We start from the raw sequence: 22,999 nt of genomic DNA on the forward strand, positions 1-22,999 counted from the left end.
ACCACAGGCGCCCGGTGAGCGGATCGAAAGTCAGGCCGAACGAGTTTCGGATGCCGTAGGCGAACAGCGCCCGTATCCGTGGATCGCCCTCGCCGATGAACGGGTTGTCGCCAGGGATCGAGCCGTCTAGGTTCAGGCGGGCGATCCCGCCGACGCCGGCAACTGCGGTCGAGTGGGTGTTCTGCTCGATTCGCGGGTCGCCGAAGGTTCCGCGACCCAGGTCTCCCGTGATGACGTAGAGCTTTTCGTCCGGACCTATCTGGATGATTCCGCCGTCGTGATTCACTGTGTTGGCTTGGGCAGGGTCAAACGGGAAGACGACGATCGTGGATTCGAACGTCAGCGTGCTTCCGTTCCACACGAACCGCTCAACTCGGTTATCCAGCCACGTGCCGCCCTGGAAAGTGGCCCGAGAGTAGTAAAGATACACGAGGGGGGTGATCGCAAAATCAGGGTGCAGACAGATGCCCAAGAGGCCTCTTTCACCGGTCGGAGAGACGTCCAAGTCGATGGCAGTCCCCTGAAACACCCCGTCCAGATAGTGCTGCACCCTGCCGGTGTTCTTTTCGAGAACGAGCAGTTCATCGTCATCGACGAACGCCATCGTAGTTGGGAGGCTTAGATCCGTGATGATGGTCTCGACGAAATATCCGGGGAGGGTAAACGTTTGCGATGCTGCCGAGCCGCTGATCGCGAGGAGCGCGAGCACGGCGCATGGCGACGCCAGGCACCGCTTCGACCGGGATCCATCGGAAGCCGCCCGGGGCTGAAGGTGTCGCATCGCCGCCATCACAACTAAATGATGCACGAGAAAGTGCCTGTTGCGTCGGCTTCGAACTGTTAAAAGTGCCATCCTGGCAGAATTACCTGGGCTTCACGAGGGGGATCGGCGTCACGTGAAATCGTTTCACGACGTACCACGAGAGTACAGATCGTCAGGTTCAAGAGAGTAGAATCGAGTTTGGTTCGAGGTAATTCGTAGCCGTTCCGTCAGCGTGCATACGTCGCTTCAGTGATCGAAGAGCAGAATGCGAGGGTCTGCGGTTCAAGTCCGCCCTGCGGCACCATTTTTTCTGACTTACACGCGCACGGTCCAGACGATCTGGTCGATGCGCGCTTGCCACGGATAGGAGATGATCGGCCCGGCCTCCTTCCACTTGAGCCGCGCGCGCATCTTGCGCGTTCCGGATTCGATGAACCGCGAAGCGCCAGCCAGGAACGTCAGCTCGATCACGGAGTCGGACGTCGTCGCGAGGCGCACGTCCACCTCCTCGTACATCCCGGTGGTGAAATTGAACAGCTCGATCCACTGCCTGAGGCCTCCGATGTCGGTCGATGCTTCAAGCTTAAACCGCAGCTCGGTAGTTGTGGATACCGGGGCGGTCGCCTCAACGATGACCTGCACGGGCGCGGCCGAGGCGTTGAGCGTTATCCAAGGGCGTACTACAAGCCGGTCGTCGTCGGAGGCTGCGAGGCTCTGGAGGTTTCCGGAGAGCAAAAGCCCGCGAAATATCTGAAAGCTCTCTGGCACGAACGGATCGAACACAGGGCGGATGCGGTACACCGCGCCCCGAGTGAGGCTGACGATGTAGAGGTATCCGTCTGGCCCGATTTGGAAGTCCGTAACGATTCCCCAGCTTGTTCCGACCGAGTACTGGATGCGCTCCGTAGCATTGTCGGCGACGCGGTCGCTGGTTCCCGTTCGCGGCACGACCCCGTCGCGGGCCGCGTTCGGCTCGAACAGGTACAGGCGGCCGTTGTTAGCGTCGCCCACCAAGACGTGGTTTCGGATGCTTGGCGCAAACTTGATGCCGCTGAGAAACCGGACGGAGGTCACGCCGATCGGCTGCAGCCAACTGAAGAGCGGATCTTGGTAGAAGGCGCCGGGGAGATAGATGAGGTCCGCCGCGTCAAACGGTGTGAAGTTGTTCCTGCTGTATGTGGCGTCGCGCGAATCCGGCCCCATGATCTTCAGCCAGCCCGAGTTCATGCCGGACTCCGCGATGTTCAGCTCGTCGTAGACGGTCGGTCCGTTCTCCGTGTACCACAGGCGCCCGGTGAGCGGATCGAAAGTCAGGCCGAACGAGTTTCGGATGCCGTAGGCGAACAGCGCCCGTATCCGTGGATCGCCCTCGCCGATGAACGGGTTGTCGCCAGGGATCGAGCCGTCGAGGTTCAGGCGGGCGATGCCGCCAACGCCGGCAACTGCCGTCGTGTGGGTGTTCTGCTCGATTCGCGGGTTGCTGAACGTTCCGCGAAGCAGATCTCCGGTGATGACGTAGAGCTTGTTGTCGGGTCCGATTTGAATGATGCCGGCGTTGTGCCACGGACCGTTGGCTTGCGCAGGATCGAACGGGAAGACGACGATCGTGGATTCGAACGACAGCGTACTGCCGTTCCACACAAACCGATCGACTCTGTTGCCCAGCCAAGTGCCGCCCTGGAAAGTGGCCAGAGAGTAGTAAAGATACACGAGGGGGGTGATCGCGAAGTCGGGGTGCAGACATATGCCCAAGAGACCCCTTTCAGAAGTCGGAGAGACGTCCAAGTCGATGGCAGTCCCCTGAAACACCCCGTTCAGATAGTGCTGGACTCTGCCACTGTTCTTTTCAAGAACCAGAAGTTCGTCGTCGTCGACGAACGCCATCGTAGTTGGGAGGCTTAGATCCGTGATGATGGTCTCGAAGAAATATCCGGGGATGGTAAACGTTTGCGATGCTGCCGAGCCGCTGATCGCGAGCATAGCGAGCACGGCGCATGACGACGCCAGGCACCGCTTCGACGGGGATCTGCCGGGAGCAGTAAAGCGATGAAGATGTCGCATTGCCGCCATAATACTGAATAATGCATGAGAATGGGCATTTTACGTCGGCTGTGAACGGTTAGAATTGCTATCCCGGCAGAATTACCAGGGCCTTACGAGGGGGATCGACGCAGCTTAGCAAGGAGTATTAGGCAAACAGCCAAGGGTTGATCTTAGTGGACTTTCTTCGAGCCGTTCGAGTTGCGGCCTAGCAGAGGTAGAGGCAGCGGAACGGCGGTTTTAATAGTCCAATTCTGGTAATAGTAACAGCCTATATTCAACCTTCTTGTACGGTACTGTAGGGTTTCGTCGGCGTCGTTGCGCATCCACCGAGGTGAGCTTTACTTTGAGCAGAAGAGGATTATTAGTTGTTGCGGCAGTTCTGGGCTGTGCAGTCTCGCACGCACACGTGATCTTTCTGACGCACAACGGTAGCGGGGTCGTTATCAACTCACACACTGCTTCGGTCGTCAACTGGCAGATGATCGGCGGGGCGAACCATGTGAACCAGCACACCTGGTACTTCCGCGATGGCGACGGTGGGGCGGCTTCGCCCATCAGCGACATCGGCACTCCGACTGACACGTTGTTTGGCACCCAAGGTGTAGAGATCGTCTACGCGAACAGCGACCTGACCGTGACGATCAACTACTTTCTGCAGGCCAATAGCGACGGCACGGCTGCTAGCTTGGCTGAGCAAGTTGCATTCGAGACCAACTTCGGTATTAACCTGCGACTGTTCCAGTACAACGACTATGACATTAACGGTACGCCCGCCGACGATACTGCCACGAGACTGAACAGTTCGACGATCGTGCAGTTCGACGGCGACTTTGCGGCGACGACGGGCGGCACGCCGTTCCCTGATTTCAGTGAGATCGGCCCGTTTTCAGCCCTTCTCCAGAACATTGAGGGCACAGCAGGTTATAACCTCAACACTCTCGCAGGCAACGGCATCGGTGAAACGGTGAACGGCAACATGACTTTCGCGTATCAGTGGAACCGCAACCTCGGTGACGGCGACTCGTTCGTTTTGAGTACCAACAAGGTCGCCGCAGTCCCTGAGCCCACAACGTTCGCAGTTCTCGGCGTTGGCGCGCTGGCGCTCCTCAGACGCCGCCGACGCATAGCCGCCTGATAAGCTGAATCACGCAGAGCAGGTCGCCTGAAATCGTTCCACTACGTACGACGAGAGTACACGTCGTCAGGTTCAAGAGAGTAGCCCTGATTCTAATTCCAGATAATTCGAAGCCGTACCGTCAGCGTGCATACGTCGCTTCAGTGATCGAAGAGCGGACTGCGAGGGTCGGCGGTTCAAGTCCGCCCTGCGGCACCAGTTTTCTGACTTACACGCGCACGGTCCAGACGATTTGGTCGATGCGCGCTTGCCAGGGATAGGAGATGATCGGCCCGGCCTCCTTCCACTTGAGCCGCGCACGCATCTTGCGCGTGCCGGGATCGATGAACCGCGAAGCGCCGGCCAGGAACGTAAGCTCGATCGCTGAGTCGGAAGTCGTCGCCATTCGCACGTCCACCTCCTCGTACATCCCGGTCGTGAAATTGAACAGCTCGATCCACTGCCTGATGCCGAAGATGTCGGTCGATGCCTCCAGCTTGAACCGCAGTTCGGTGGTCGCAGAAACCGGAGCGGTCGCCTCAACGATGACCTGGACGGGCGGCACGGAGGAGTTGATCACGATCCACGGGCGGACTACGAGCCGGTCGTCGTCGGAGGCTGCGAGGCTCTGGAGGTTTCCGGAGAGCAAAAGCCCGCGAAATATCTGAAAGCTCTCTGGCACGAACGGATCGAACACGGGGCGGATGCGGTACACCGCGCCCCGAGTGAGGCTGACGATGTAGAGGTATCCGTCTGGCCCGATTTGGAAGTCCGTAACGACGCCCCAGCCGGTTCCAACTACGTACTGATTCCGCTCCGTCGTGGTATCGGCGACGCGGTCGCCGGTGCCATTCCGGGGCTCGACTCCATCGCGGTTTGCGTTCGGCTCGAACAGATACAGTTGGCCGTTGTTGTTGTCGCCCACCAGTACCCAGTCGCGGAAGCTTGGAGCAAACTTGATTCCGCTGAGAAACCGGACGGACGTAACGCCTATCGGCCGCAGCCAACTGAAGAGCGGATCTTGGTAGAAAGCGCCGGGGAGATAGATGAGGTCCGCAGCGTTGAACGGTGTGTTGTTGTTTCTGCTGTAAGTTGCGTTGCGCGAATCCGGCCCCATGATCTTCAGCCAGCCTGAGTTCATGCCGGCTTCCGCGATGTTCAGCTCGTCGTAGACGTTCGGGCCGTTTTCCGTGTACCACAAGCGTCCGGTGAGCGGATCGAACGTCAGGCCGAACGAGTTTCGGATGCCGTAGGCGAACAGCGCTCGTATCCTTGGATCGCCCTCGCTGACGAACGGGTTATCGCCTGGGATCGAGCCGTCGAGGTTCAAGCGCGCGATCCCGCCGACACCGGCAACGGTCGTCGTGTGCGTGTTCTGCTCGATACGCGGATTGCCGAAGGTTCCGCGATTCAGATCTCCGGTGATGACGTACAGCTTGTCGTCTGGGCCGATCTGGATGATTCCGCCGTCGTGATTCGGTCCGTTGGATTGAGCGGGGTCGAACGGGAAGACCACGATCATAGATTCAAACGACAAGACGCTGCCGTTCCACACAAACCGCTCGACTCGGTTGTCCAGCCACGTGCCGCCCTGGAAACTTGCAAGAGAGTAGTAAAGATAGACGAAGCCGTTGCCCGCAAAGTCGGGGTGCAGGCAGATGCCCAACAGACCCCTCTCAGATGTTGTGGAAACGTCTAGATCGATGGCAGTCCCCTGAAACACCCCGTTCAGATAGTGCTGGACTCTGCCACTGTTCTTTTCAAGAACCAGAAGTTCGTCGTCGTCGACGAACGCCATCGTAGTTGGGAGGCTTAGGCCCGTGATGACGGTCTCGACGAAGTAGCCGGGCAGCGTGGTCGTCTGCGATGTTGCCGAGCCGCTGATCGCGAGCATAGCGAGCACGGCACATGGCGACGCCAGGCACCGCTTCGACGGGGATCCGTCGGGAGCAGTAAAGCGATAAAGATGTCGTCTTGCCGCCAACATAACCGAATAATGCACGAAAAAGGGCATTTAACGTCGGCTGTGAACCGTTAGAATTGCTATCCAGGCAGAATTACCAGGGCTTTACGAGGCGGAGATCGGCTCGGCTTTCTGTCGTTACGGCGATTCGCGAACTGTCTGCAGTACGCCAAAGAACCTAGGCAAAGTCGATGCTTGCCGGCCCCCCGGTGCGTCCGGTACTGTAGAGGAAAGTCATGCTTCGCCTGACCGTCGTTATGCTTGCGGCCTTGGTTGCCGCTATCGTCATTGCCCAAGAGCCGGCAACGATCGCCAACGGCGACCGTCTGCGGCTGCTGTGCGAAGAGGAGCCGCAGCTCAACAAGGAGTACTCGGTCAACAGCCAAGGGTTGATCCTAGTTGACTTTCTCGGCGCTGTGCGGGTCGCAGGTCTGACCGAGAGTCAGGCGGCGGAGCGGATCGCCACGCAACTGATCAAGGAACGCATTCTCCGATCAGCGACCGTCACAGTTCAGATCATCAAGCACGATCCAGCGCCTATCCGGTATCAGGGAAGGGTGACCAAGACGGGCGAGATGCCGTTTCGGAGCGGCATCCGGCTCTCAGACGTCATTCTGCTCGCGGGAGCGACTGAGGAGACAGACCTTGCGCGCATTCTGATAGTCAGCGACGGCAAGGAGAGGCAGTACGTCGACTACACGCGGTTCGATCCGGCGACCAACGAGAACAACCCGCTGCTAAAGCCAGGCGACGTCGTCACGTTTCTTGCAAAGCTCCGGCCAGATCAAGTCGTCGTGCTGGGCGGCGTCGAGCGGCCTGGAACGATCGACCTCAGCCCTGGAATGACTGTGCGGCAGGCGATACAAGCCGCCGGGGGGTTCTCTACGCTCGCGATACCGGCGGCTGTCAAGCTAGATCGGGACGGCGAGGCGCGCAGGACGCTTGACCTCAGTCGGCCCGGACCGGACGTTGAGCTGCGCGGTGGCGACCGAGTGTTCGTCGAGGTCAAGAGTCGCCGCGAGTACGTGCAGGTCATCGGCGCCGTCGTCAAGGGTGGGTTTATCGAGTTTCGACCGGGCATGACGGTCAGCCAAGCGATCGAGGCGGCTGGCGGCCTCCGGCCGGAGGCGAAAGCCGCCGCCGTTCGAATTGTGCGGTCTCGGACGAACAACTCCATCGAGTTGGTCGACTTGACAAAGGTCGCAAATGGCACCGCTATCGACGTGACGTTGAACGCTGGCAACAGGGTAGAGGTTGACGGATTTCGGTCGCAGAATCTCGACCTGGTCAGGATGGTCGCGACTCTGGCGCTGCTGTACTTCCTGCTTTCAAAATGAAGTGGGACAGAACCCGTGGCAGACCTGAGCCGATCGCCGCGCTCAACCGCGTAACTGAGCGAGAGAACGGCGAACCAATGGTCAATATCTTAAAGGTTGCACCAAAGGTACGCGTTTTTCGCGAGACCACGATCCCGTACGTCAGGAAGAGCGTCGCCCAAATGTTGAAGCGCGCTGCGGCAAGTCTTCCGCGCGGCGTGTATCTCAGCGTTACCGAAGCGTGGAGGCCGCTAAAGCGACAACAGCTGATCTACGAGTTCATGACCAAAAGCCTGTTGGAGGTCAAGCCGAACCTCACGTATCCGGCACTGCGACGGAAACTGAACCGCTGGGTAGCGCCAGTCGATCAAAAAACTCCGCCTGGGCACTGTACTGGCGCTGCCGTCGACGTCAATCTCGTGGACAGGCACGACAAGCCGCTCGACACGACATCGCCGTTCGAGCGGTTTGAATCGGCGCCGACGTTCGCTCTCGGACTGTCCGACGAGGCGCAGGCGAACAGGATGCTGTTGCACGATACGATGATCGACGCCGGGTTTTCGAACTGTCGCGACGAGTGGTGGCACTACAGTTACGGGGATGCGGCGTGGGCGGTGCGGACCGGACGCGACGAGTGCTGTTACGGTCTTGTCGACCTGCCAAAGACTCTTTTCGCGGCTCAGGAGAAGCTGTGGGTGCGAGAGCGAAAGAAGCGGGCCAACCCCTTTAAGGAGGGTTAGCCCTTCGGTGGTGGGCTTGCGAGGAGAAAACCGACCGGAGGCCACGGTCCGTCGGGCTGAAACCTGACAGGACTGGCGACGATCACATCTAGCTCTAGGTCGGCGGACGGCGGAGCGTCGAGATGCAGCACAACGTCGATCGTTCCCCTTGGCATGTTGGCGCTTCCGAGCTTGTACCACGCAAATCCCAATCCGTAAAAACTGACCGGATCGGCGTCTAGTCGCAAGGTTTCGGTTCCGATAGTGACGGTCACCTTGTCTCGAACCGATTCTGGAATCCGGGCGGCGATCCAGAACTCGTGTTCCCCTTCGGTTCTGGTTCGGAGCGGAAACCTGGCGTAGTAAGAGCTGTTGGTGCCGCTGAGCCGAGTGTCCAGCACCAGGCCGCCGTCGCCAGAGCAGCCAGGGATGAGGCGCGGCTCGCTAAAGTTGTAGTCGCGGCAGTGCTCACCTTCGATCCAAAGATACGGAGCCGCCTTTGGTATAGCCTCGTGCAGCAGGTGAGTCAACCCGGGGTAGGCGCCGCTAGGGTTTCGCTTGAACGCCTCGATCAACCTGACGAAATCGTACTGTCGACTGCCCGTGGGGTCAACCCGGTTTTCAAAGTTGGAGAACAGCGCAGTGAGCTGCAGCACGGTCTCCTCGTAGCTGACCTGTGGGATCGGGATTTCAAATGTGTTGCGGATGATGACCGGAATCGACGGCATGTTCAGCTCTATGCTGTCCCGGCGCTTTCGGATTCTCAAGTTGCGTCCATCTAGCGCCGTCAACTCTATGTTCTCTGTGTTAGAGAACAGGAGCTTGACGCGCATCCCGTCCTCTCTCGCCCAAATCACCGAGTATGAATCGGTCGAGCCAGCGTATCGGTAGCCGAGGAGTTGGCTGCCGTAGTCCAGTCGCTCGCCAGCAGCCGGCGCCGGATACCACCACCACCCGCCGAAGATGCGGCCTGGCCGGGCAGGATTCATTGCTGATTCGGGATAGAACAGGGGCGTGGGGCTCCACTCCGCGTCGGAAACGTCGGCTCGAAGCTTACGGGCTATCCGCGAAATGACGGCGACCTGCTCCTTGCTCTTGGCGCGGAAGAACGCACCTCGAACCCCCATGCTCTTCATCTCGAGCAGCGCTGCGCTGAGAGTGAAGCGACCTTGAGTCGTCAACTCGACGTCAGTGGCGAAAATCGCTGTGACCTGTTGCCGTACGAGCGCACTGCCAGCCGCCTTGCTGAGCTGGTCGATCACGTGATATAGGGAATCTCCTCTGATCCGAACGCCGACGCCGGTCAGTCCGATGCGGTCGCTGTCGTACGGACCCGACCATCCGCTCCAGGTCTGAAAGACGGGGCAGTTCAACTCCCTATTGATGCTCTGAAGGAGGCGCTCATACCGCCGCAGAGCGGTCGATCTAACGACCTCTCTGATATCCTTCCAAGCGAGGGAATTGATCCGATTGCTGGCAAACACCTTGTCGAACACGGGATCGTACAGTAGTTCGACGCCCCTGGTATCCGACCAGAGCGGTATCAGACGTGAGAGCTGCTCGAACGTTTCGATGTCGTTTGACCCAATGCTCCAAGCTCGCATACAGGTCACAGGGCTGCCGTACTTTCTTGCAAGGAAGGTCTCCAACTCTAGATGGAAGAGCGGCGAGGTCGGTACGGCGCTGAGGTCCGGCGCAGGGAAGACGGATACCTGACCCAACGGATCGAGTATCCCGCGGAATCCCGATCCGAGTTCGTTTCTCCGCAGCGTCAACAGCAGCTGATCGCGGTGCTCATCGAACCCCTCCCAAAAGTCGGGTATCCCGCTGTTGGTCAGCTCCGGATATAGCAGGAGCACGTGTGGCACAAGAACTTGGGTATCGAACTCTCTGTCGATGCGGCCGCCAGGGGTTTCAATGCGGCCAGCAAACCTAATCGCGCTAGTGCGGTTGTCCGCTATCACGGCTATCGCCGAAATCGCTCCCGGAATAGAGGCGACGACGTGCACGATTCCTTGCAGTTTCTCAATGCGGTAGCCGTGCGGCTCAACAGCTATCCCCCTTGAACTCGGCGCTAGAGACGAGATCGCAATCATGAATCTCGCGTCGGACTCGTGCAGAACTTCTAAGGTGGACTCCCAGCCTGAGCCGTCGACAGGCAGTTCGACGATGAGGTCCAAAATGCCGGCGTCGAGCGCCGCGCGGACGGATTCTGGATCTCCGGCGATCCGCAGCCCGATCGGCATATAAGGTTCGCCGTCCCACAAAACCGTACCGTGCTCGTTCACGGACCAGTTCGCGGGGGAGGCGGGCGAAAGGGCCAGGATCAAGGCAATCGCCTGAAGCATCGTCATAGAGGCTACCCCGCCTCGCCTGCCGGGTAGCATCCAACCGTGGTGTCGACAGAGAAGGATCTCGACGAAATTTGCATCAATACTCTCCGCGGTCTAGCGATCGACGCCGTTCAGAAGGCAAATAGCGGGCATCCAGGGCTGCCTTTGGGCGCTGCGCCGTTTGCATACGTGCTGTGGGACCGCCATCTCAAGCACAACCCCGCCGACCCGAGTTGGTTCAACCGAGATCGCTTCGTGCTGTCAGCCGGGCATGGCAGTATGCTGCTCTACGGCCTGCTTCACCTGTTCGGATATGATCTCAGCCTGGAGGAAATCAAGAGCTTCCGACAGTGGGGAAGCAAGACGCCGGGACACCCTGAAAACCACCTGACGCCGGGCGTGGAGACGGCTACCGGCCCCTTGGGGCAAGGCATCTCGACGGCGGTCGGCATGGCGGTCGCGGAGCGGTTTCTGGCGGCTCGGTTCAACCGACCTGATCACCAAATCGTCGATCACTACACATACGTTCTTGCCTCCGATGGCGACTTGATGGAGGGGGTCACGCAAGAGGCGTGCTCGTTCGCCGGCCACCAGAAGCTCGGCAAGCTGATCGTGCTGTACGACGACAACGAGATCACGATCGACGGTTCGACGGAGTTGACGTTCACCGAGGACGTCGCGCGAAAGTTCGATGCGCTCGGCTGGCACGTTCAAGGGTGCGACGGCAACGATCTTGACGACGTCGATAGGTTGATTTCGTTAGCGAAGGACGAAGCCTCACGGCCGAGCCTCATCATTTGCAAGACGACAATCGGATACGGGAGCCCGAACAAGGCGGGCTCGGAAAAGTCCCACGGCGCTGCGCTCGGCGTCGAGGAGGTCGCCCTGACCAAGCAGGCATTGGATATCCCCGAAGACGATTTCTTCGTGCCGGAAAAGGCCGCTGCGCACGGCCGGGCCGCCGTTGAACGAGGGCTCAAGAGCCAAGAGTCGTGGATGGACGCCCTCTCAGCCTACGCTTCCGCGCACCCGAACGAGCATCAAGAGCTCGTGGCCGCCCTTTCGGGCGATCGGAACTTCGCCTGGCTTGGCGAGCTTCCGACCTTCAGGGAGTCCGAGGCAACGCGCAACAGCAGCAGCAAGATCCTCAACGAAATCGCCGCAGAACATCCGACGATGATCGGCGGATGTGCCGACCTAGCTGGATCCGTAAAGACGGAAATCAAGGACGGCGGGATCATGTCAGCGGCAGTACCGGACGGAAGAAACGTCCGCTACGGGGTGCGAGAGCACGCGATGGCGGCGATCGTTAACGGAATGACGTTGCACCGCGGAACGATTGCGTTTGGCGGGACGTTCCTGATCTTCAGCGACTACTGTCGGCCATCGCTGCGTATTGCCGCGCTAATGCAATGCCCTTCGATCTTCCTGTTCTCTCACGATTCGATCGGACTCGGGGAGGACGGCCCGACGCATCAACCGATCGAACATGTTATGTCCCTGCGCGCTATCCCGAACTTCAACGTGATGCGTCCTGCGGACGGAAACGAGACGGCCGCGTGCTGGAAGGTCGCGCTAGAATCGACGACGACGCCGAGCGCGATTCTCCTGACGCGGCAGAACGTTCGCCAGCTTTCACCTAGCTTCGACGGGGAGCAACATCCCGCAGAGAGGGGCGCGTACGTGCTGCGCGAATGCGAAGGAGGGCCACAGGCAGTTCTCGTTGCAACCGGTAGCGAAGTCGAGATCGCCGTCGACGCTGCGACGATCCTCTCTGAGCAAGGGATTGCCTGCCGAGTTGTCAGCATGCCTTCGTGGCACCTTTTTGAGAGGCAAGACGCGGACTACAGACGGTCGGTGCTGCCGCCAGACGTCGCGACCGTTTCGGTCGAAGCAGGCAGGACATTTGGATGGAGCAAGTACGCCCAGGCGCACGTCGGAATCGACCGGTTCGGCGCGTCGGCTCCGGCTCCGACTCTGTACAAGGAGTTTGGAATAACGGCCGACGCCGTCGCTTCAAAGGCGGCTGAGCTGATCGGTCGTTGACGAGATTAGGTCTTCGGCTTGCGCTTTGCCCGCGCCCTTTTCTTGCCGCCAGGGCCGAGCTCCACTGCCGTGCTTTCTCCCTCAAACTCTGGGCTGAACACGACGTGCCGCTGCAACTCTCCATCGCTCAGCGTTGACCAGTTGACGCGCTCCAGCGACCAGTGCCAGCCGATATCGGTCGGCGAGTACATGAACTCAACGCCCTGCTTGAGAATATCGCTGAGCAGGGTCTTTAGCTCCTTGCGCTTGCCGAGCACGGCCTCTCCGACCTTTTGATCAGGGCGAATCGTTATCATCATTCGCAGAGCGGGCTGCTCAAGCAGCTTCGCCTTGGCTGCAGCAGCCTTTGTCATCCTAGCTGGAGCCTTGGTCGTCGTTTTTCTCGTCTTCTTCTTAACAGGCTCTTCCTCTGTTGCCTTGCTGGCTACCTCTATGTCTCGGATCAGCAGCCGCGTCAGGTCAGCCTGGTCCTGAGGCCACTTGTACGCCTTGCCGTCGAAGATGCAGAGCGCGTGCCTGCCGCACTCCACCAGCGCAGTCGCCACGAGCGCGACGTCGGTCGGCTTGAGCTTCTCGTACTCCTTTCGAATCTGGTCGAAAGTCGCTTCAGGCTTAGTTAGGTTGCAACTGATCAAATCTCTGGAAAACCTCTTGTATCAACCGGCGTTGAGCCTGTCGATCAGGCGCGATTGTACCCGGCAGGGTAAAACTTGAGAATGCGGCGATACGGTTGGGTGGGCCTTGCGGCTTTGGTTTGTACAGCTATAGCCATATTCGGATGTGACACCAAGCCAGGCTCTGACGGCAAGACGGGCGTGATGACCGTCGGCATCGTCTTTGACACTGGCGGGTTGGGCGACAAGTCGTTCAACGACTCTGCTTGGCGCGGGATTGAGCGAGCGGTTGGCGAACTTGCAATCCGTGATATGCGCATAGAGAGCGGTAGCGAATCCGAGTACGAAGACAACCTGATTCTGATGGCTGAAGAAGGCATAGACCTGGTGATCGCGGTCGGAATCAATATGCAGACGGCACTAAAGACCGTGGCGCCGCAGTATCCGAACGTATCGTTTGCGATCATTGACGGCAGCATCCTTGATCTGCCGAACGTGCGGTCGCTGAAGTTCAAAGAGGAGGAAGGGAGCTATCTAGTAGGATTCCTCGCGGGCCTCATGACCGAGAGCGGCAAGATTGGCTTCGTTGGAGGTCAAGCGCTCGCGCTGATCCGAAAGTTCGAATACGGCTATCGGGCGGGCGCCGAGCGCGCAAGACCGGACGTGGAGTTCCTGCCCGCCAAGTACATCGGGAGTTGGGATGACGTAGATCAAGCGAAGGTGGCTGCCAACGTGCTCTACGCCTCTGGCGCCGACGTCGTGTACCACGCGGCGGGGCGGGCCGGTCTGGGGGTCATTCGATCTGCGGCGGAGAACGAGAAGTGGGCCATTGGCGTCGACAGCGATCAAGACGGCGTCGAGGAAGGGTACGTGCTGACGAGCATGGTCAAGGGCGTCGACAAGGCAGTCTTCCAGACGATTCAGGATTTCCTGAACGGAGAGTTCACTTCTGGAGAAAAGGTCTACGATCTTGCGAGCGGAGGCGTCGGCGTTTCAGAGTTCCGATTTACTCGCGGCGACATCGGCGAAGATAACATCAAGCTGCTGGAAGATATTAAGCGGATGATCATCAGCGGCGAAATTGTCGTGCCATCGACCGAGGCCGAGTACCTCGCGCAGCGCTAGACCTACTCGTCTTCTTTTGCCGGCGGATTGCAAGCGCCATCGTCGCCGCCGGACGCGGGCGGATCTGCGGAGCTTTCGCTTGCTTCCTTTTTTGCCGGTGCGTTGTCCGTGTGGTAAAAACCTGATCCCTTGAACAGTATCGCAGTCGGTTGGATCAACCGACGGAGCGATTTCTTCGCGCCGCAACTCTCGCAGTCAGACAGCGGATCATCGGACATCCGCTGCTCGGCCTCAAAGACCGTTTCACACTTCTTGCACTCGTAAACGTAGGTTGGCATTCCTTCCTCATTATCGGGTCTTGGCCACGAAGATGAATTGTGGCAGAATCAGGGTGGCCGTTACCGCTCCGACCCATGGGCAGCCTGACCTTCGAATTCGCAGACCTCGGCACAGTCTTCTTCCTCATCATACTTGAGGGTCTTCTTTCAGCCGACAACGCGCTCGTGCTGGCGATTATGTGCCGGCACCTGCCTTCGGCACGACAGCAGAGGTCGGCGCTGACCTGGGGGCTGGCGATGTCGTTCGTGTTCCGCTGTGTTGCGATCCTCTTCGTGACACAGTTGATCGCGTTCTGGTGGCTCCAGGCGATCGGTGCGGCGTACCTCTTGTACTTGCTGGTCAAGCACTTCTTGTCAGTTCGCAGTGGCTCGTCAGGCGGTCGGGCTGCCGGGAGGGGGTATTGGGCGACGGTCGTTGCTCTGGGTATCACGGATGTAGCGTTCGCGATCGACAGCGTGCTGGCGGCGGTCGCGACCGAGCCGAGGCCGGACAAGATTTGGATCGTCTTCATTGGAGCGTTCGCGGGCGTCGTACTGCTCCGGTTCGCGGCCACCGTGTTCATCAAGCTTCTTGCGAAGTACCCGCTCTTAGATCATCTCGCGTACTTGCTCGTCGGCTGGGTGGGAGTCAAGCTCGCGTTTCTTGCGGGACATAGCTACATGGCCAGCTACAACGTTTCTCACGCCACTCCCTTGCCTTATCGCATTCCTGAAATGCCGCTTGCTGTTTTCTGGGGCGTGCTCGGCATTCTCATAGTGGGAGGGGTCTCCCTCGCGGTCGGAAAGGCCGGCCGCGAGGAAAGTATGCACGCCCTTGACGAGGAGCCCGACGAGGCAGATGACGAGTAGCGGTATTCTGGCGCTTCTATAAGAACCGAACGAGGAAAACATTGCTGAAAATCGGATTGATCGGAACCGGCATGATCTGCAACTACGCCCACGTCCCTGGCTACAAGGCCATGGAGGACGACTGTGAGATCGTTTGGGCGTGTGACCTCATCGAGGAGAGGGCCAAGGAGGTCGCCGAGAAGAACGGAATTCCGAAGGTCACGACCGACTATCACGACATCCTGAACGACCCGGAGATCGACGCCGTCTCCGTCATGACGCCGAACATCGCCCACATGCAGCCGACGATCGACGCGCTGAACGCAGGGAAGCACGTCATCTGCGAGAAGCCGCTCGCCATGAACGGAGACGAGGCCCGCAAGATGTGCGCGGCGGCCAGGGAGAACGGCAAACTGCTCCAAGTAGGCCTCCAGCAGCGGTTCACAGGCGCGGGGCAGTTCATGCGGCAGTTCATCGATGGCGGCGGCCTTGGGGACATCTACTACGCCAGGGCGCATGCGCTCCGCAGGCGCGGCGTCCCCGGCTGGGGGGTGTTCACCAACAAAGAGCTTCAAGGCGGCGGTCCCCTCATCGACATCGGCGTCCACATTCTGGACTTCACGCTCTCGATGATGGATTATCCGAAGCCTGTCAGCGCAAGCGGCATGACCTGGAACATGCTCGGCACGAACCCCGATCTCTACAACGCCTGGGGCGACTTCGACCGCACCAAGTTCACAGTCGAGGACATGGCGGTCGGGTTCATCAGATTCGACAACGGCGCGATCGTCGTGCTGGAAAGCTCGTTCATGTCCAACCTGGACGGCAACCCGTTCTGCACGCAGCTCTTGGGCACCAAGGCCGGCGCCAAGATCGACTTCGACGAAGACGCCAAGGCGGTGGAGATCTACACCGAGTACGACAAACAGCTGTTCAACATGACCCCGGCGAACCTTCCCAAAGTCGAGTCGGCACACGTCGAAGAGGTCAAGGCGTTCGTCAGCGCGATCAAGAACGGCGACGACTCGCCGGTCCCCGGCGAAGAGGGCCTCATTCTCAACGCGATCTTCGACGCGCTGTATAAGAGTGCCGAGACGCGGAACGAGGAGCAGATCGACGTGTCGTACTAAGCTGAGGGCCTGCGGCTGACTTTTGCTTCGCTGACACGCGCTCCAACAATCCGTCCCCCGGCCTACAGGATATCGCTTTTCGCAGCTGTTCGTGGCCGGGGGAGGCAGGAGGAGGCCGAAGCCTGCTTACGCCCTCACCTAACCTCTCCCACTCACCAACGCGCTCGATACGCGGCAGCAAGCAGAGCGGGAGAGGGATTCTCCGGAACGCGTGGCATTGCTGTCCCGATGCGTGTGCGGGGCAGCCATGTGCCTACGGCTACAATTATCGACCTTCCCCATGGAGGGTCGTCCTCCTGGGCGACCTTAGCTTGCGTAGACGGCATACAGCCGATCCTGCCAGTGGCCCTCGGTACCAATGTAGCCGCATCCTTCAGGTTGCGTCCCGGCGTGTCGGGTCGCGGCGCTCAGCGGGAGCCTCTGGCTGGCATGCAAGCTAGAGCATGCGGCTACAACTCTCTGGAATTGGCTTCTAGTCGTCGGCCAGCAAGAGCTTGAGAGCCACGTTGACGTCGGTCGTCGGCAGCTCGCACGCGAAGTTGTGGCAGACGTACACGGTTGTCTTGCCGTTTTGGGCAACGAGCAACTCCGTGTAGCTCGCAATACTGGCAAGCTCGTCCGAATCCTGAGAAGCGTCCTTGAGGACGAAGACTGCGTTCGGTCGGTGCTCTGCCTGTAGCCGTCGCATCATCTTCAGCGCTTCGTCTCCCTCTCCGACAACGACGACCTCACTGGTAAATGCCGAAGTGAAATCCGCTGCGAAGAGCAGCCCTATGTAGCCGTCTGGACTGACGGCGATGTTGCCGCCGAACGCCGCAAGGATATCGCGCCCCATCTCTTCGACGTCGGTGCGGCCAAGCAGCCTTCCCAGTCGCATCATGTTCCACGCGGCGACGCCGTTCCCCGACGGCAGCGCGCCGTCAGTGGCCTCCTTCGGCCTGCCGATCGGAATGTCCGCGCCAGCCGCAGTCATGAACAGCCCGCCGTTCTCTTCGTCGAGAAAGGCGCCTTTCAATTGCTCCACGAGCTTCAGAGCTAACGTGAGGTGAGCAACGTCGAAGTCGGCTTGATACAGCTCGACGAGCCCCCAAAGCAGGAACGCGTAATCGTCGATGAACCCGGTGCCTGATGTCTGTCCACCTCTGAACGAGTGTGCGAGCTTGCCGTCTGGCGACGCCATCTCCTTGTCGATGAACGCCGCAGCCCTCTGCGCCCTGGCGATCCACTCTGGTCGGTCGAACGCGTAACCGGCCCGCGCGTATGCTGCGATCATCAGGCCGTTCCAGTCAGTCAGAATCTTGTCGTCGGTCAACGGATGAACGCGCTTCTCGCGAGCGTCTCGCAGCTTCTTGACAACGGAGTGGAACTGATCGGTATCGGGAAATTCTCTTGTGAATTCCAGAATGTTGCTTCCCATGGCCGCGCCGGTCGCCTCATCGCGAAAGTTCCCGGCGTCCGACGCATGGAACCACCCCTTGGCCAACGTGACCTCTTCCGAGCTCAGCACTTCCGCCAGTTGCTCGACGGACCAAACGTAGAACTTGCCCTCTTCGCCGTCGCTGTCCGCGTCCTGAGCGCTCCAAAACCCTCCGTTTCCGTCGCTCATGTCGCGGCTTACATATGTGAGTATCTCATCGACCGTGCGCTTGAAAATCTCTAGCCCAGTGATCTGGTACGCCTCCGTGTACGCGAGCACATGGAGCGCCTGATCGTACAGCATCTTCTCGAAGTGCGGGGTGCGCCAGATGCGATCGGTCGAGTAGCGGTGGAACCCGTAGCCGACCTGGTCGTAGATTCCACCGAGCCGCATCTTCGTCAGCGTGTTCAGCACCGCGTTCTTGTACTCGTCGTTGTCCTGTCGCTCTGCCATTCTCAACAGGAAGATCAAGTTGGCCGGCGACGGAAACTTCGGGCTGTTGCCAAACCCGCCGTGCAGTTCGTCGTACCTCGACATCAGCCCGTCGGCCGCTTTCTGGAGGGACTCTGCGGAAACCGTGCCCGGATCGGATACAGCCAGGAGCGGTGCCAGAATGGAGTTGATGCGGTCGCCCTCGGCTTGAATTTTATCGGGATCGTCGTTCCAAAGCTTCTTGACCCCCGCTAGCAACTCGAGCAGCGGATCGTGCGGGATGTAGGTTGCTGCATAAATCGGCTTTCGGTCTGGCGTCAGCAGTATCGTGTTCGGCCACCCACCCCTGCCCGTCATCCCCTGCGTCACCTGCATGAAGACGTGATCGACGCCGGGAAGCTCTTCGCGGTCTACCTTGATCGACACGAACGTTTCGCTGAGCGCGTCTGCGACGTCCTGCTTGGCGAACGACTCCTCCTCCATGACGTGGCACCAGTGGCACGTCGAGTAGCCGATCGAGAGGAAGATCAGCTTGTTCTCCTTCTTCGCCTTCTCGAACGCCTCATCGCCCCACTCGTACCAGTCGACCGGGTTGGTCTCGTGCAGCTTCAGGTACGGGCTGGTGGCGAAATACAGCCGGTTGTACCCTTCGGGAGGAGCGTTGTCCTGTGTCACGGCTGACGCGACCTTACCCGCGTCGCGACACCCGCCGACGAACAGCGCCGCGAGGAGGCAAAGACTGACGAGGGACTTCATAACTGTATTGTACTGGCGTGTGCAGTTTCAGGTTCCGCTGGTTGGCATCTGGTCACCGCAATTGGGTTTCCATCCGATAACCTTGACGGCGCAGTCCATCCGATTGTCGCTTAAGCAACGGGTTCGAGCAGCCATCAACAGTTACCTTAGCCCCGGAATCGAGATCGGCTGAAGAGTGTTGACGTAATCATCTGCCGCCTCTTTAGATTCGAATTGATCCCACAAATCAAAGCTGGCATATGGCGACACCTTGTATGATTCCGGAGAAATGATATAGCGCCGTTCGCTAAGGAATGCGCGGACAGCGGGTTTGCCAAGCACCTCTATCAATTCGACTGTAGGACTAAGAAATGTGCTCTGCTCTTCCGCCGATACGGGGAAGTTCAGATACCATAGCTCGGATGCAGGCTCCAATTTCAGGTCACTTCCGTAGGGCCATCCCTCAACAGTTCGACCAGAGAATTCTCTACTCGATATAAAGAAGAGAACAGGTTGTGCCATTCTGCTTAGCTGTTCGTCTGGAAAGTCCAACTGGTCTCTGTACTTGCGTACGTGGTTGTTCACGCCCCTACATACAAGGGTGGCAACACCCTTGACCTTCAGCACACCCATAACATCAACGACTCCTGGGTGGTGATAATCGTAAAGCAGCTCGAGATTGCTACTCAAGACAATGACCCTACATGCATAGAGGTCGGGCGCATTGGCAACGACCACTATCTCAGGTCCGGGATGCGCACTGCTCAGCTCCATGACAAGTAGATGAACAATACAATAATCGAGCCCTGTCCCAAATGTGCGATCGGGCCCAAGGGAAAACTCTCTGGACGGTTCGGCAAGCGGATCCTCAAACAAGAAGACGGTGCCGGGCGTGTCACCGACGTGCCGTGTGCCAATCAACACCTTTCGTACCACGTCCGCTCCTAGTTCCACCACCCCGCCAACGGTGATTTCGGACCCTACTTCGATCTGCGCCAACGACCGACCATCTCTTGACCTAACGTCTGCAAAGTTCTGCCCCTTGTCCTTGCAGTCGATTAGCCCCATTCTTAAATTGTCCACGAAAAGCCCCACGCTTGAATCGTCCACGACCGCTGGTCTGTTGGTGTCCGCTTCCTCGGCAATCGATGTACTTTTGGCCCATGGGTTCCAGATCGTTGCAACGATGAGCAATACTCCCCCCAGAAAGATCACCAGCGATGACCCAGCAAGGTTCAACTCAATATTAGAGCCGGGGATCTTGACAGTGTTCTTGCCCTTCGTGCCCTTGATCGCAAACAGAATTATGCCTGCGAAGATGACAAGCGTGCCAACGATTTGGACGGAGTTCATTTCTTCTCACACCGAATTGCAACGGCCCTACGCAGGCAATCGAGGCGGCACGGTCGTGTCGACGTGCGGCGAGACGGTATCGAGGACAACGTCGGTCAAATTCTGGGACCATGGAATTAACTCCGCTTCTGAAATGATCAAGTAGTCTGCCATTAGGGACTGAGATTACCAGTCCATGCCTTTATTGGACCTTGGTTCAAGTTGACTTTCTCGTGATGTTACGCCCCGATCTCCCAAGTCACGGCCCGGAACTCTCTGAACACGCCTGCGATCCCCACCCTGCACACCGCTCCCGCAGGTTCATTTGAACCTGGACCAGCCTGGCCTACATTGCTTTCTGCTAATATTGTCGTTACAAGGATTCGCCCATGCAACAAGGATTCAAGATCTGCCCGAAGTGCGGACTTCAAGCAGCACTAAACCAGCAGCAGTGCGTTCATTGCCTGCATGTCTACAAGACCGACTTCTCAAATAAGACGGTCGCGATGCCGTCACATTCCCAGCGGTTGATCGCCAGAAGGAGATTTCCTTGGGGTTGGGCTGTGGCCCTGGTGCTTGCCGGAATCGCCATTTATGGCGGAGTGAAAGTCCTGACCCCGACTCCCGCAGAAAGACTGATTGGCTCGTGGGCTACTGTGTCCGGGCCACTCGAAGTTCTCACATTCTTCGATGAACAACATGGTATGACAGTGGGCGAATCAGGGGTAGAGCACCAATTCGTGTGGTCGACGTCGAGCGACATCGTGTACATCGAGTTTCCAGACGACAAAATGGGCTACAACTTCCGCTACTGGATCGATGGCGAAATTCTAATTATAAACAGCATGCGGTACGCACGCCAAGAAGAAATGCCTCGCCGGCCGGCCGAGAACATCCTTACGCCCGATCAGATTGACTCTCAATCGCGCACAGCCGCGCCGGCTGCCAGCCAGCCGCCAGCGGTGTCAACGGCCACCGATATCCGCTCCTCGCGCGACATTCTGGATAAGATAAACATCGGTATGAAGGGCAACACAATAGTCGCTATTCTTGGTCCAGCCGACAAGACGAGTTACTTCGGCCCAGAAGGGCAGTTAAACAGGCTTCTCACCTACCACACCAGCGACGGGCCCATATACATTAAGATCACTTATCCCAATCATGTCGATTCCATTACGACTTACAACCCACTGATGTCTTCGTACGATCCGTTGATTTACCCTCCCTAACCACATCTGGCGACACGTTCGCCTCTGCGCTGATTGCGACCGTGCCGAACAGCTCCCGCGACAGCCCGCGACGCGCTAAATATCGTTGTACAAATAGAACTCGTACGGGTGCGGCTGCAGCTCGACTGCCCGCACCTCGAACTCCATCTTGTAGTCGATGTACGCGGTCAGAAGATCCTCGGTAAACACGTCGCCCTTCGTCAAGTAGTCGTGATCGCGGGCCAAGTTCTCCAGCACTAAACGCAACGAGCCAGGCGTCATCGCGATGTCGGCCTTCTCCTCTGGCGGCAGGTCGTACAGGTCCTTGTCGATCGGTTTCGGCGGCTCGATCCTGTTCTGGATGCCGTCGAGCCCGGCCATCAGCATCGCAGAGAACGCCAGGTACGGGTTGCAGCTCGGATCGGGCACCCGGAACTCGACCCGCTTGGACTTCGGCGAAGTGCTGTATATCGGGATGCGGACGCAGGCTGAGCGGTTGCGCGCAGAGTAGATCAGGTTGATCGGCGCTTCGAATCCTGCCACGAGCCGGCGGTAAGAGTTAGTCGATGGATTGGTGAAGGCTAGCATCGACGGAGCGTGCTTAAGCAGCCCGCCAATGTACCAGCGGGCCTGGTCGCTGAGGCCCGCGTAGCCGTTTTCGTCGTACATGATGTTCTCGCCGTTCTTCCAAATCGACTGGTGGCAGTGCATCCCGCTGCCGTTGTCGTCCATGACCGGCTTCGGCATGAACGTCGCCATCATGCCGTACATCGTGGCGGTGTTCTTGATGACGTACTTGTACTTCATCATTTTGTCGGCCATGAGGAGCATGTCGTCGAACTTGATGTCGATCTCGCACTGGCCGGGCGCGCCCACCTCGTGATGGTGCAGCTCGACCTCCACCCCGACCTCTTCGAGCATGAGCACCATCTCGCTCCTGAGGTCTTGCAGCTTGTCGCCCGGCGGGCAAGGGAAGTAACCGCCCTTCGGCCGGTTCGTGAAGCCGATCGCCTCCTCGTTGTTGCTGTTCCAGTGCGCCTCCACGCTGTCGACGGTGAACGACGCGTGCTGCGGCGTGTTCTGATACGACATCCGGTCGAACACGAAGAACTCCGCCTCAGGGCCGAAAGACGCGGTGTCGCCGATCCCGGTCGATTTCAAGTACTGCTCGGCCTTGTGGGCGATGAATCTGGGATCGCGGGTGTACCGCTGGCGGGTGATCGGGTCCTCGATGTCGCCGATCATGACCGCAGTCTTGTGCTGGGGAAACGGGTCGAAGAAAAGCGTCGTCGGGTCAGGCATCAGCAGCATGTCCGACTGGTCGATCGACTGGAAACCGCGGATGCTGGAGCCGTCAAAGCCGATCCCGTCTTCAAAGATGTCTGCCGAAAGCTGGGAGACCGGGATCGAGAAGTGGTGCCAGACGCCGAAAACGTCGGTGAAGCGGAAGTCGACGAACTGGCATTCTTGAGAGGCGATCTGATCTAGCGCGGACTTGACTGACATGGTGCCGACGGCGTGATTCGGGTTGGGGTTGGCGGACTGGCGGTCGTGAGAGGCGATCTTATTTATCGAGGTCTTGACTGACATCGTGTGGATCCTA

17 protein-coding genes are annotated in these 22,999 nt (G+C 58.9%); 8 read left to right on the forward strand and 9 right to left on the reverse strand.

The window, feature by feature from the left end; all coding sequences use genetic code 11:
- Positions 1 to 790: PQQ-dependent sugar dehydrogenase (locus IH944_00005; protein ID MCH7902931.1), on the reverse strand; the 790-nt coding region annotated here is incomplete at its 3' end.
- Positions 791 to 1,078: 288 nt separating this feature from the next.
- Positions 1,079 to 2,824 (reverse strand): PQQ-dependent sugar dehydrogenase, encoded by a 1,746-nt coding sequence (locus IH944_00010; GenBank protein ID MCH7902932.1) that lies wholly within the window; start codon positions 2,822 to 2,824, stop codon positions 1,079 to 1,081.
- Positions 2,825 to 3,149: 325 nt separating this feature from the next.
- Here IH944_00010 and IH944_00015 point away from each other — a divergent pair, with 325 nt between their 5' ends.
- Positions 3,150 to 3,941: a PEP-CTERM sorting domain-containing protein gene (locus tag IH944_00015; protein MCH7902933.1), complete on the forward strand. Its 792-nt coding sequence runs from the start codon at positions 3,150 to 3,152 to the stop codon at positions 3,939 to 3,941.
- Between the two features lie 208 nt (positions 3,942 to 4,149).
- On the opposite strand, the gene IH944_00020 is transcribed toward IH944_00015, so the two are convergent.
- Positions 4,150 to 5,907, reverse strand: coding sequence for a PQQ-dependent sugar dehydrogenase (locus IH944_00020; protein MCH7902934.1), 1,758 nt, complete (start codon positions 5,905 to 5,907; stop codon positions 4,150 to 4,152).
- Between the two features lie 212 nt (positions 5,908 to 6,119).
- Here IH944_00020 and IH944_00025 point away from each other — a divergent pair, with 212 nt between their 5' ends.
- Complete coding sequence (locus tag IH944_00025; GenBank protein MCH7902935.1) at positions 6,120 to 7,220, forward strand: SLBB domain-containing protein; 1,101 nt, start codon at positions 6,120 to 6,122, stop codon at positions 7,218 to 7,220.
- On the forward strand, positions 7,217 to 7,939 hold the full coding sequence (locus IH944_00030) for a D-alanyl-D-alanine carboxypeptidase family protein (protein ID MCH7902936.1): 723 nt from the start codon (positions 7,217 to 7,219) through the stop codon (positions 7,937 to 7,939). The genes IH944_00025 and IH944_00030 overlap by 4 nt, the downstream gene beginning before the upstream one ends.
- On the opposite strand, the gene IH944_00035 is transcribed toward IH944_00030, so the two are convergent.
- On the reverse strand, positions 7,936 to 10,266 hold the full coding sequence (locus IH944_00035) for a hypothetical protein (protein MCH7902937.1): 2,331 nt from the start codon (positions 10,264 to 10,266) through the stop codon (positions 7,936 to 7,938). The genes IH944_00030 and IH944_00035 overlap by 4 nt on opposite strands.
- Before the next feature lie 45 nt (positions 10,267 to 10,311).
- On the opposite strand from IH944_00035, the gene tkt reads away from it, so the two are divergent.
- Positions 10,312 to 12,297, forward strand: coding sequence for a transketolase (gene tkt / locus IH944_00040; protein ID MCH7902938.1), 1,986 nt, complete (start codon positions 10,312 to 10,314; stop codon positions 12,295 to 12,297).
- Between the two features lie 5 nt (positions 12,298 to 12,302).
- Here the strand turns inward: tkt and IH944_00045 are convergent, their stop codons facing one another.
- Positions 12,303 to 12,932 carry a hypothetical protein gene (locus IH944_00045; GenBank protein ID MCH7902939.1) on the reverse strand — a complete coding sequence of 210 codons (630 nt, stop codon included), beginning with the start codon at positions 12,930 to 12,932 and terminating at the stop codon, positions 12,303 to 12,305.
- A gap of 81 nt (positions 12,933 to 13,013) precedes the next feature.
- Between IH944_00045 and IH944_00050 the strand changes: the two genes are divergently transcribed.
- The gene (locus tag IH944_00050; protein MCH7902940.1) at positions 13,014 to 14,036 is read left to right on the forward strand and encodes a BMP family ABC transporter substrate-binding protein; all 1,023 of its coding nucleotides are present in this window, start codon (positions 13,014 to 13,016) and stop codon (positions 14,034 to 14,036) included.
- A 2-nt stretch (positions 14,037 to 14,038) separates the two neighbouring features.
- Here IH944_00050 and IH944_00055 read toward each other — a convergent pair whose 3' ends face one another.
- Positions 14,039 to 14,314 carry a hypothetical protein gene (locus tag IH944_00055; GenBank protein ID MCH7902941.1) on the reverse strand — a complete coding sequence of 92 codons (276 nt, stop codon included), beginning with the start codon at positions 14,312 to 14,314 and terminating at the stop codon, positions 14,039 to 14,041.
- A 75-nt stretch (positions 14,315 to 14,389) separates the two neighbouring features.
- Here IH944_00055 and IH944_00060 point away from each other — a divergent pair, with 75 nt between their 5' ends.
- Positions 14,390 to 15,163: a tellurium resistance protein TerC gene (locus IH944_00060; protein MCH7902942.1), complete on the forward strand. Its 774-nt coding sequence runs from the start codon at positions 14,390 to 14,392 to the stop codon at positions 15,161 to 15,163.
- A gap of 41 nt (positions 15,164 to 15,204) precedes the next feature.
- On the forward strand, positions 15,205 to 16,272 hold the full coding sequence (locus tag IH944_00065; GenBank protein ID MCH7902943.1) for a Gfo/Idh/MocA family oxidoreductase: 1,068 nt from the start codon (positions 15,205 to 15,207) through the stop codon (positions 16,270 to 16,272).
- Positions 16,273 to 16,744: 472 nt separating this feature from the next.
- Here the strand turns inward: IH944_00065 and IH944_00070 are convergent, their stop codons facing one another.
- Positions 16,745 to 18,877: a thioredoxin domain-containing protein gene (locus IH944_00070; protein MCH7902944.1), complete on the reverse strand. Its 2,133-nt coding sequence runs from the start codon at positions 18,875 to 18,877 to the stop codon at positions 16,745 to 16,747.
- 141 nt (positions 18,878 to 19,018) lie between these two features.
- Complete coding sequence (locus tag IH944_00075; GenBank protein MCH7902945.1) at positions 19,019 to 20,209, reverse strand: hypothetical protein; 1,191 nt, start codon at positions 20,207 to 20,209, stop codon at positions 19,019 to 19,021.
- Positions 20,210 to 20,577: 368 nt separating this feature from the next.
- Between IH944_00075 and IH944_00080 the strand changes: the two genes are divergently transcribed.
- The gene (locus IH944_00080; protein MCH7902946.1) at positions 20,578 to 21,417 is read left to right on the forward strand and encodes a hypothetical protein; all 840 of its coding nucleotides are present in this window, start codon (positions 20,578 to 20,580) and stop codon (positions 21,415 to 21,417) included.
- A 75-nt stretch (positions 21,418 to 21,492) separates the two neighbouring features.
- Here the strand turns inward: IH944_00080 and glnA are convergent, their stop codons facing one another.
- Positions 21,493 to 22,902: a type I glutamate--ammonia ligase gene (gene glnA, locus IH944_00085; protein ID MCH7902947.1), complete on the reverse strand. Its 1,410-nt coding sequence runs from the start codon at positions 22,900 to 22,902 to the stop codon at positions 21,493 to 21,495.
- Between the last annotated feature and the right edge of the window lie 97 nt (positions 22,903 to 22,999).

The organism is Armatimonadota bacterium, assembly GCA_022563855.1.
GTDB lineage: Bacteria > Armatimonadota > Fimbriimonadia > Fimbriimonadales > Fimbriimonadaceae > JADFMN01.

What these genes read in the sequence shown, in the direction of transcription:
- IH944_00010 (MCH7902932.1), bottom strand. Translation starts at nt 2,824, where the DNA reads ATGCGACATCTTCATCGCTTTACTGCTCCCGGCAGATCCCCGTCGAAG.
- IH944_00020 (MCH7902934.1), bottom strand. Translation starts at nt 5,907, where the DNA reads ATGTTGGCGGCAAGACGACATCTTTATCGCTTTACTGCTCCCGACGGA.
- IH944_00025 (MCH7902935.1), top strand. Translation starts at nt 6,120, where the DNA reads ATGCTTCGCCTGACCGTCGTTATGCTTGCGGCCTTGGTTGCCGCTATC.
- IH944_00030 (MCH7902936.1), top strand. Translation starts at nt 7,217, where the DNA reads ATGAAGTGGGACAGAACCCGTGGCAGACCTGAGCCGATCGCCGCGCTC.
- IH944_00035 (MCH7902937.1), bottom strand. Translation starts at nt 10,266, where the DNA reads ATGCTTCAGGCGATTGCCTTGATCCTGGCCCTTTCGCCCGCCTCCCCC.
- IH944_00050 (MCH7902940.1), top strand. Translation starts at nt 13,014, where the DNA reads ATGCGGCGATACGGTTGGGTGGGCCTTGCGGCTTTGGTTTGTACAGCT.
- IH944_00055 (MCH7902941.1), bottom strand. Translation starts at nt 14,314, where the DNA reads ATGCCAACCTACGTTTACGAGTGCAAGAAGTGTGAAACGGTCTTTGAG.
- IH944_00060 (MCH7902942.1), top strand. Translation starts at nt 14,390, where the DNA reads ATGGGCAGCCTGACCTTCGAATTCGCAGACCTCGGCACAGTCTTCTTC.
- IH944_00070 (MCH7902944.1), bottom strand. Translation starts at nt 18,877, where the DNA reads ATGAAGTCCCTCGTCAGTCTTTGCCTCCTCGCGGCGCTGTTCGTCGGC.
- IH944_00075 (MCH7902945.1), bottom strand. Translation starts at nt 20,209, where the DNA reads ATGAACTCCGTCCAAATCGTTGGCACGCTTGTCATCTTCGCAGGCATA.
- IH944_00080 (MCH7902946.1), top strand. Translation starts at nt 20,578, where the DNA reads ATGCAACAAGGATTCAAGATCTGCCCGAAGTGCGGACTTCAAGCAGCA.
- glnA (MCH7902947.1), bottom strand. Translation starts at nt 22,902, where the DNA reads ATGTCAGTCAAGTCCGCGCTAGATCAGATCGCCTCTCAAGAATGCCAG.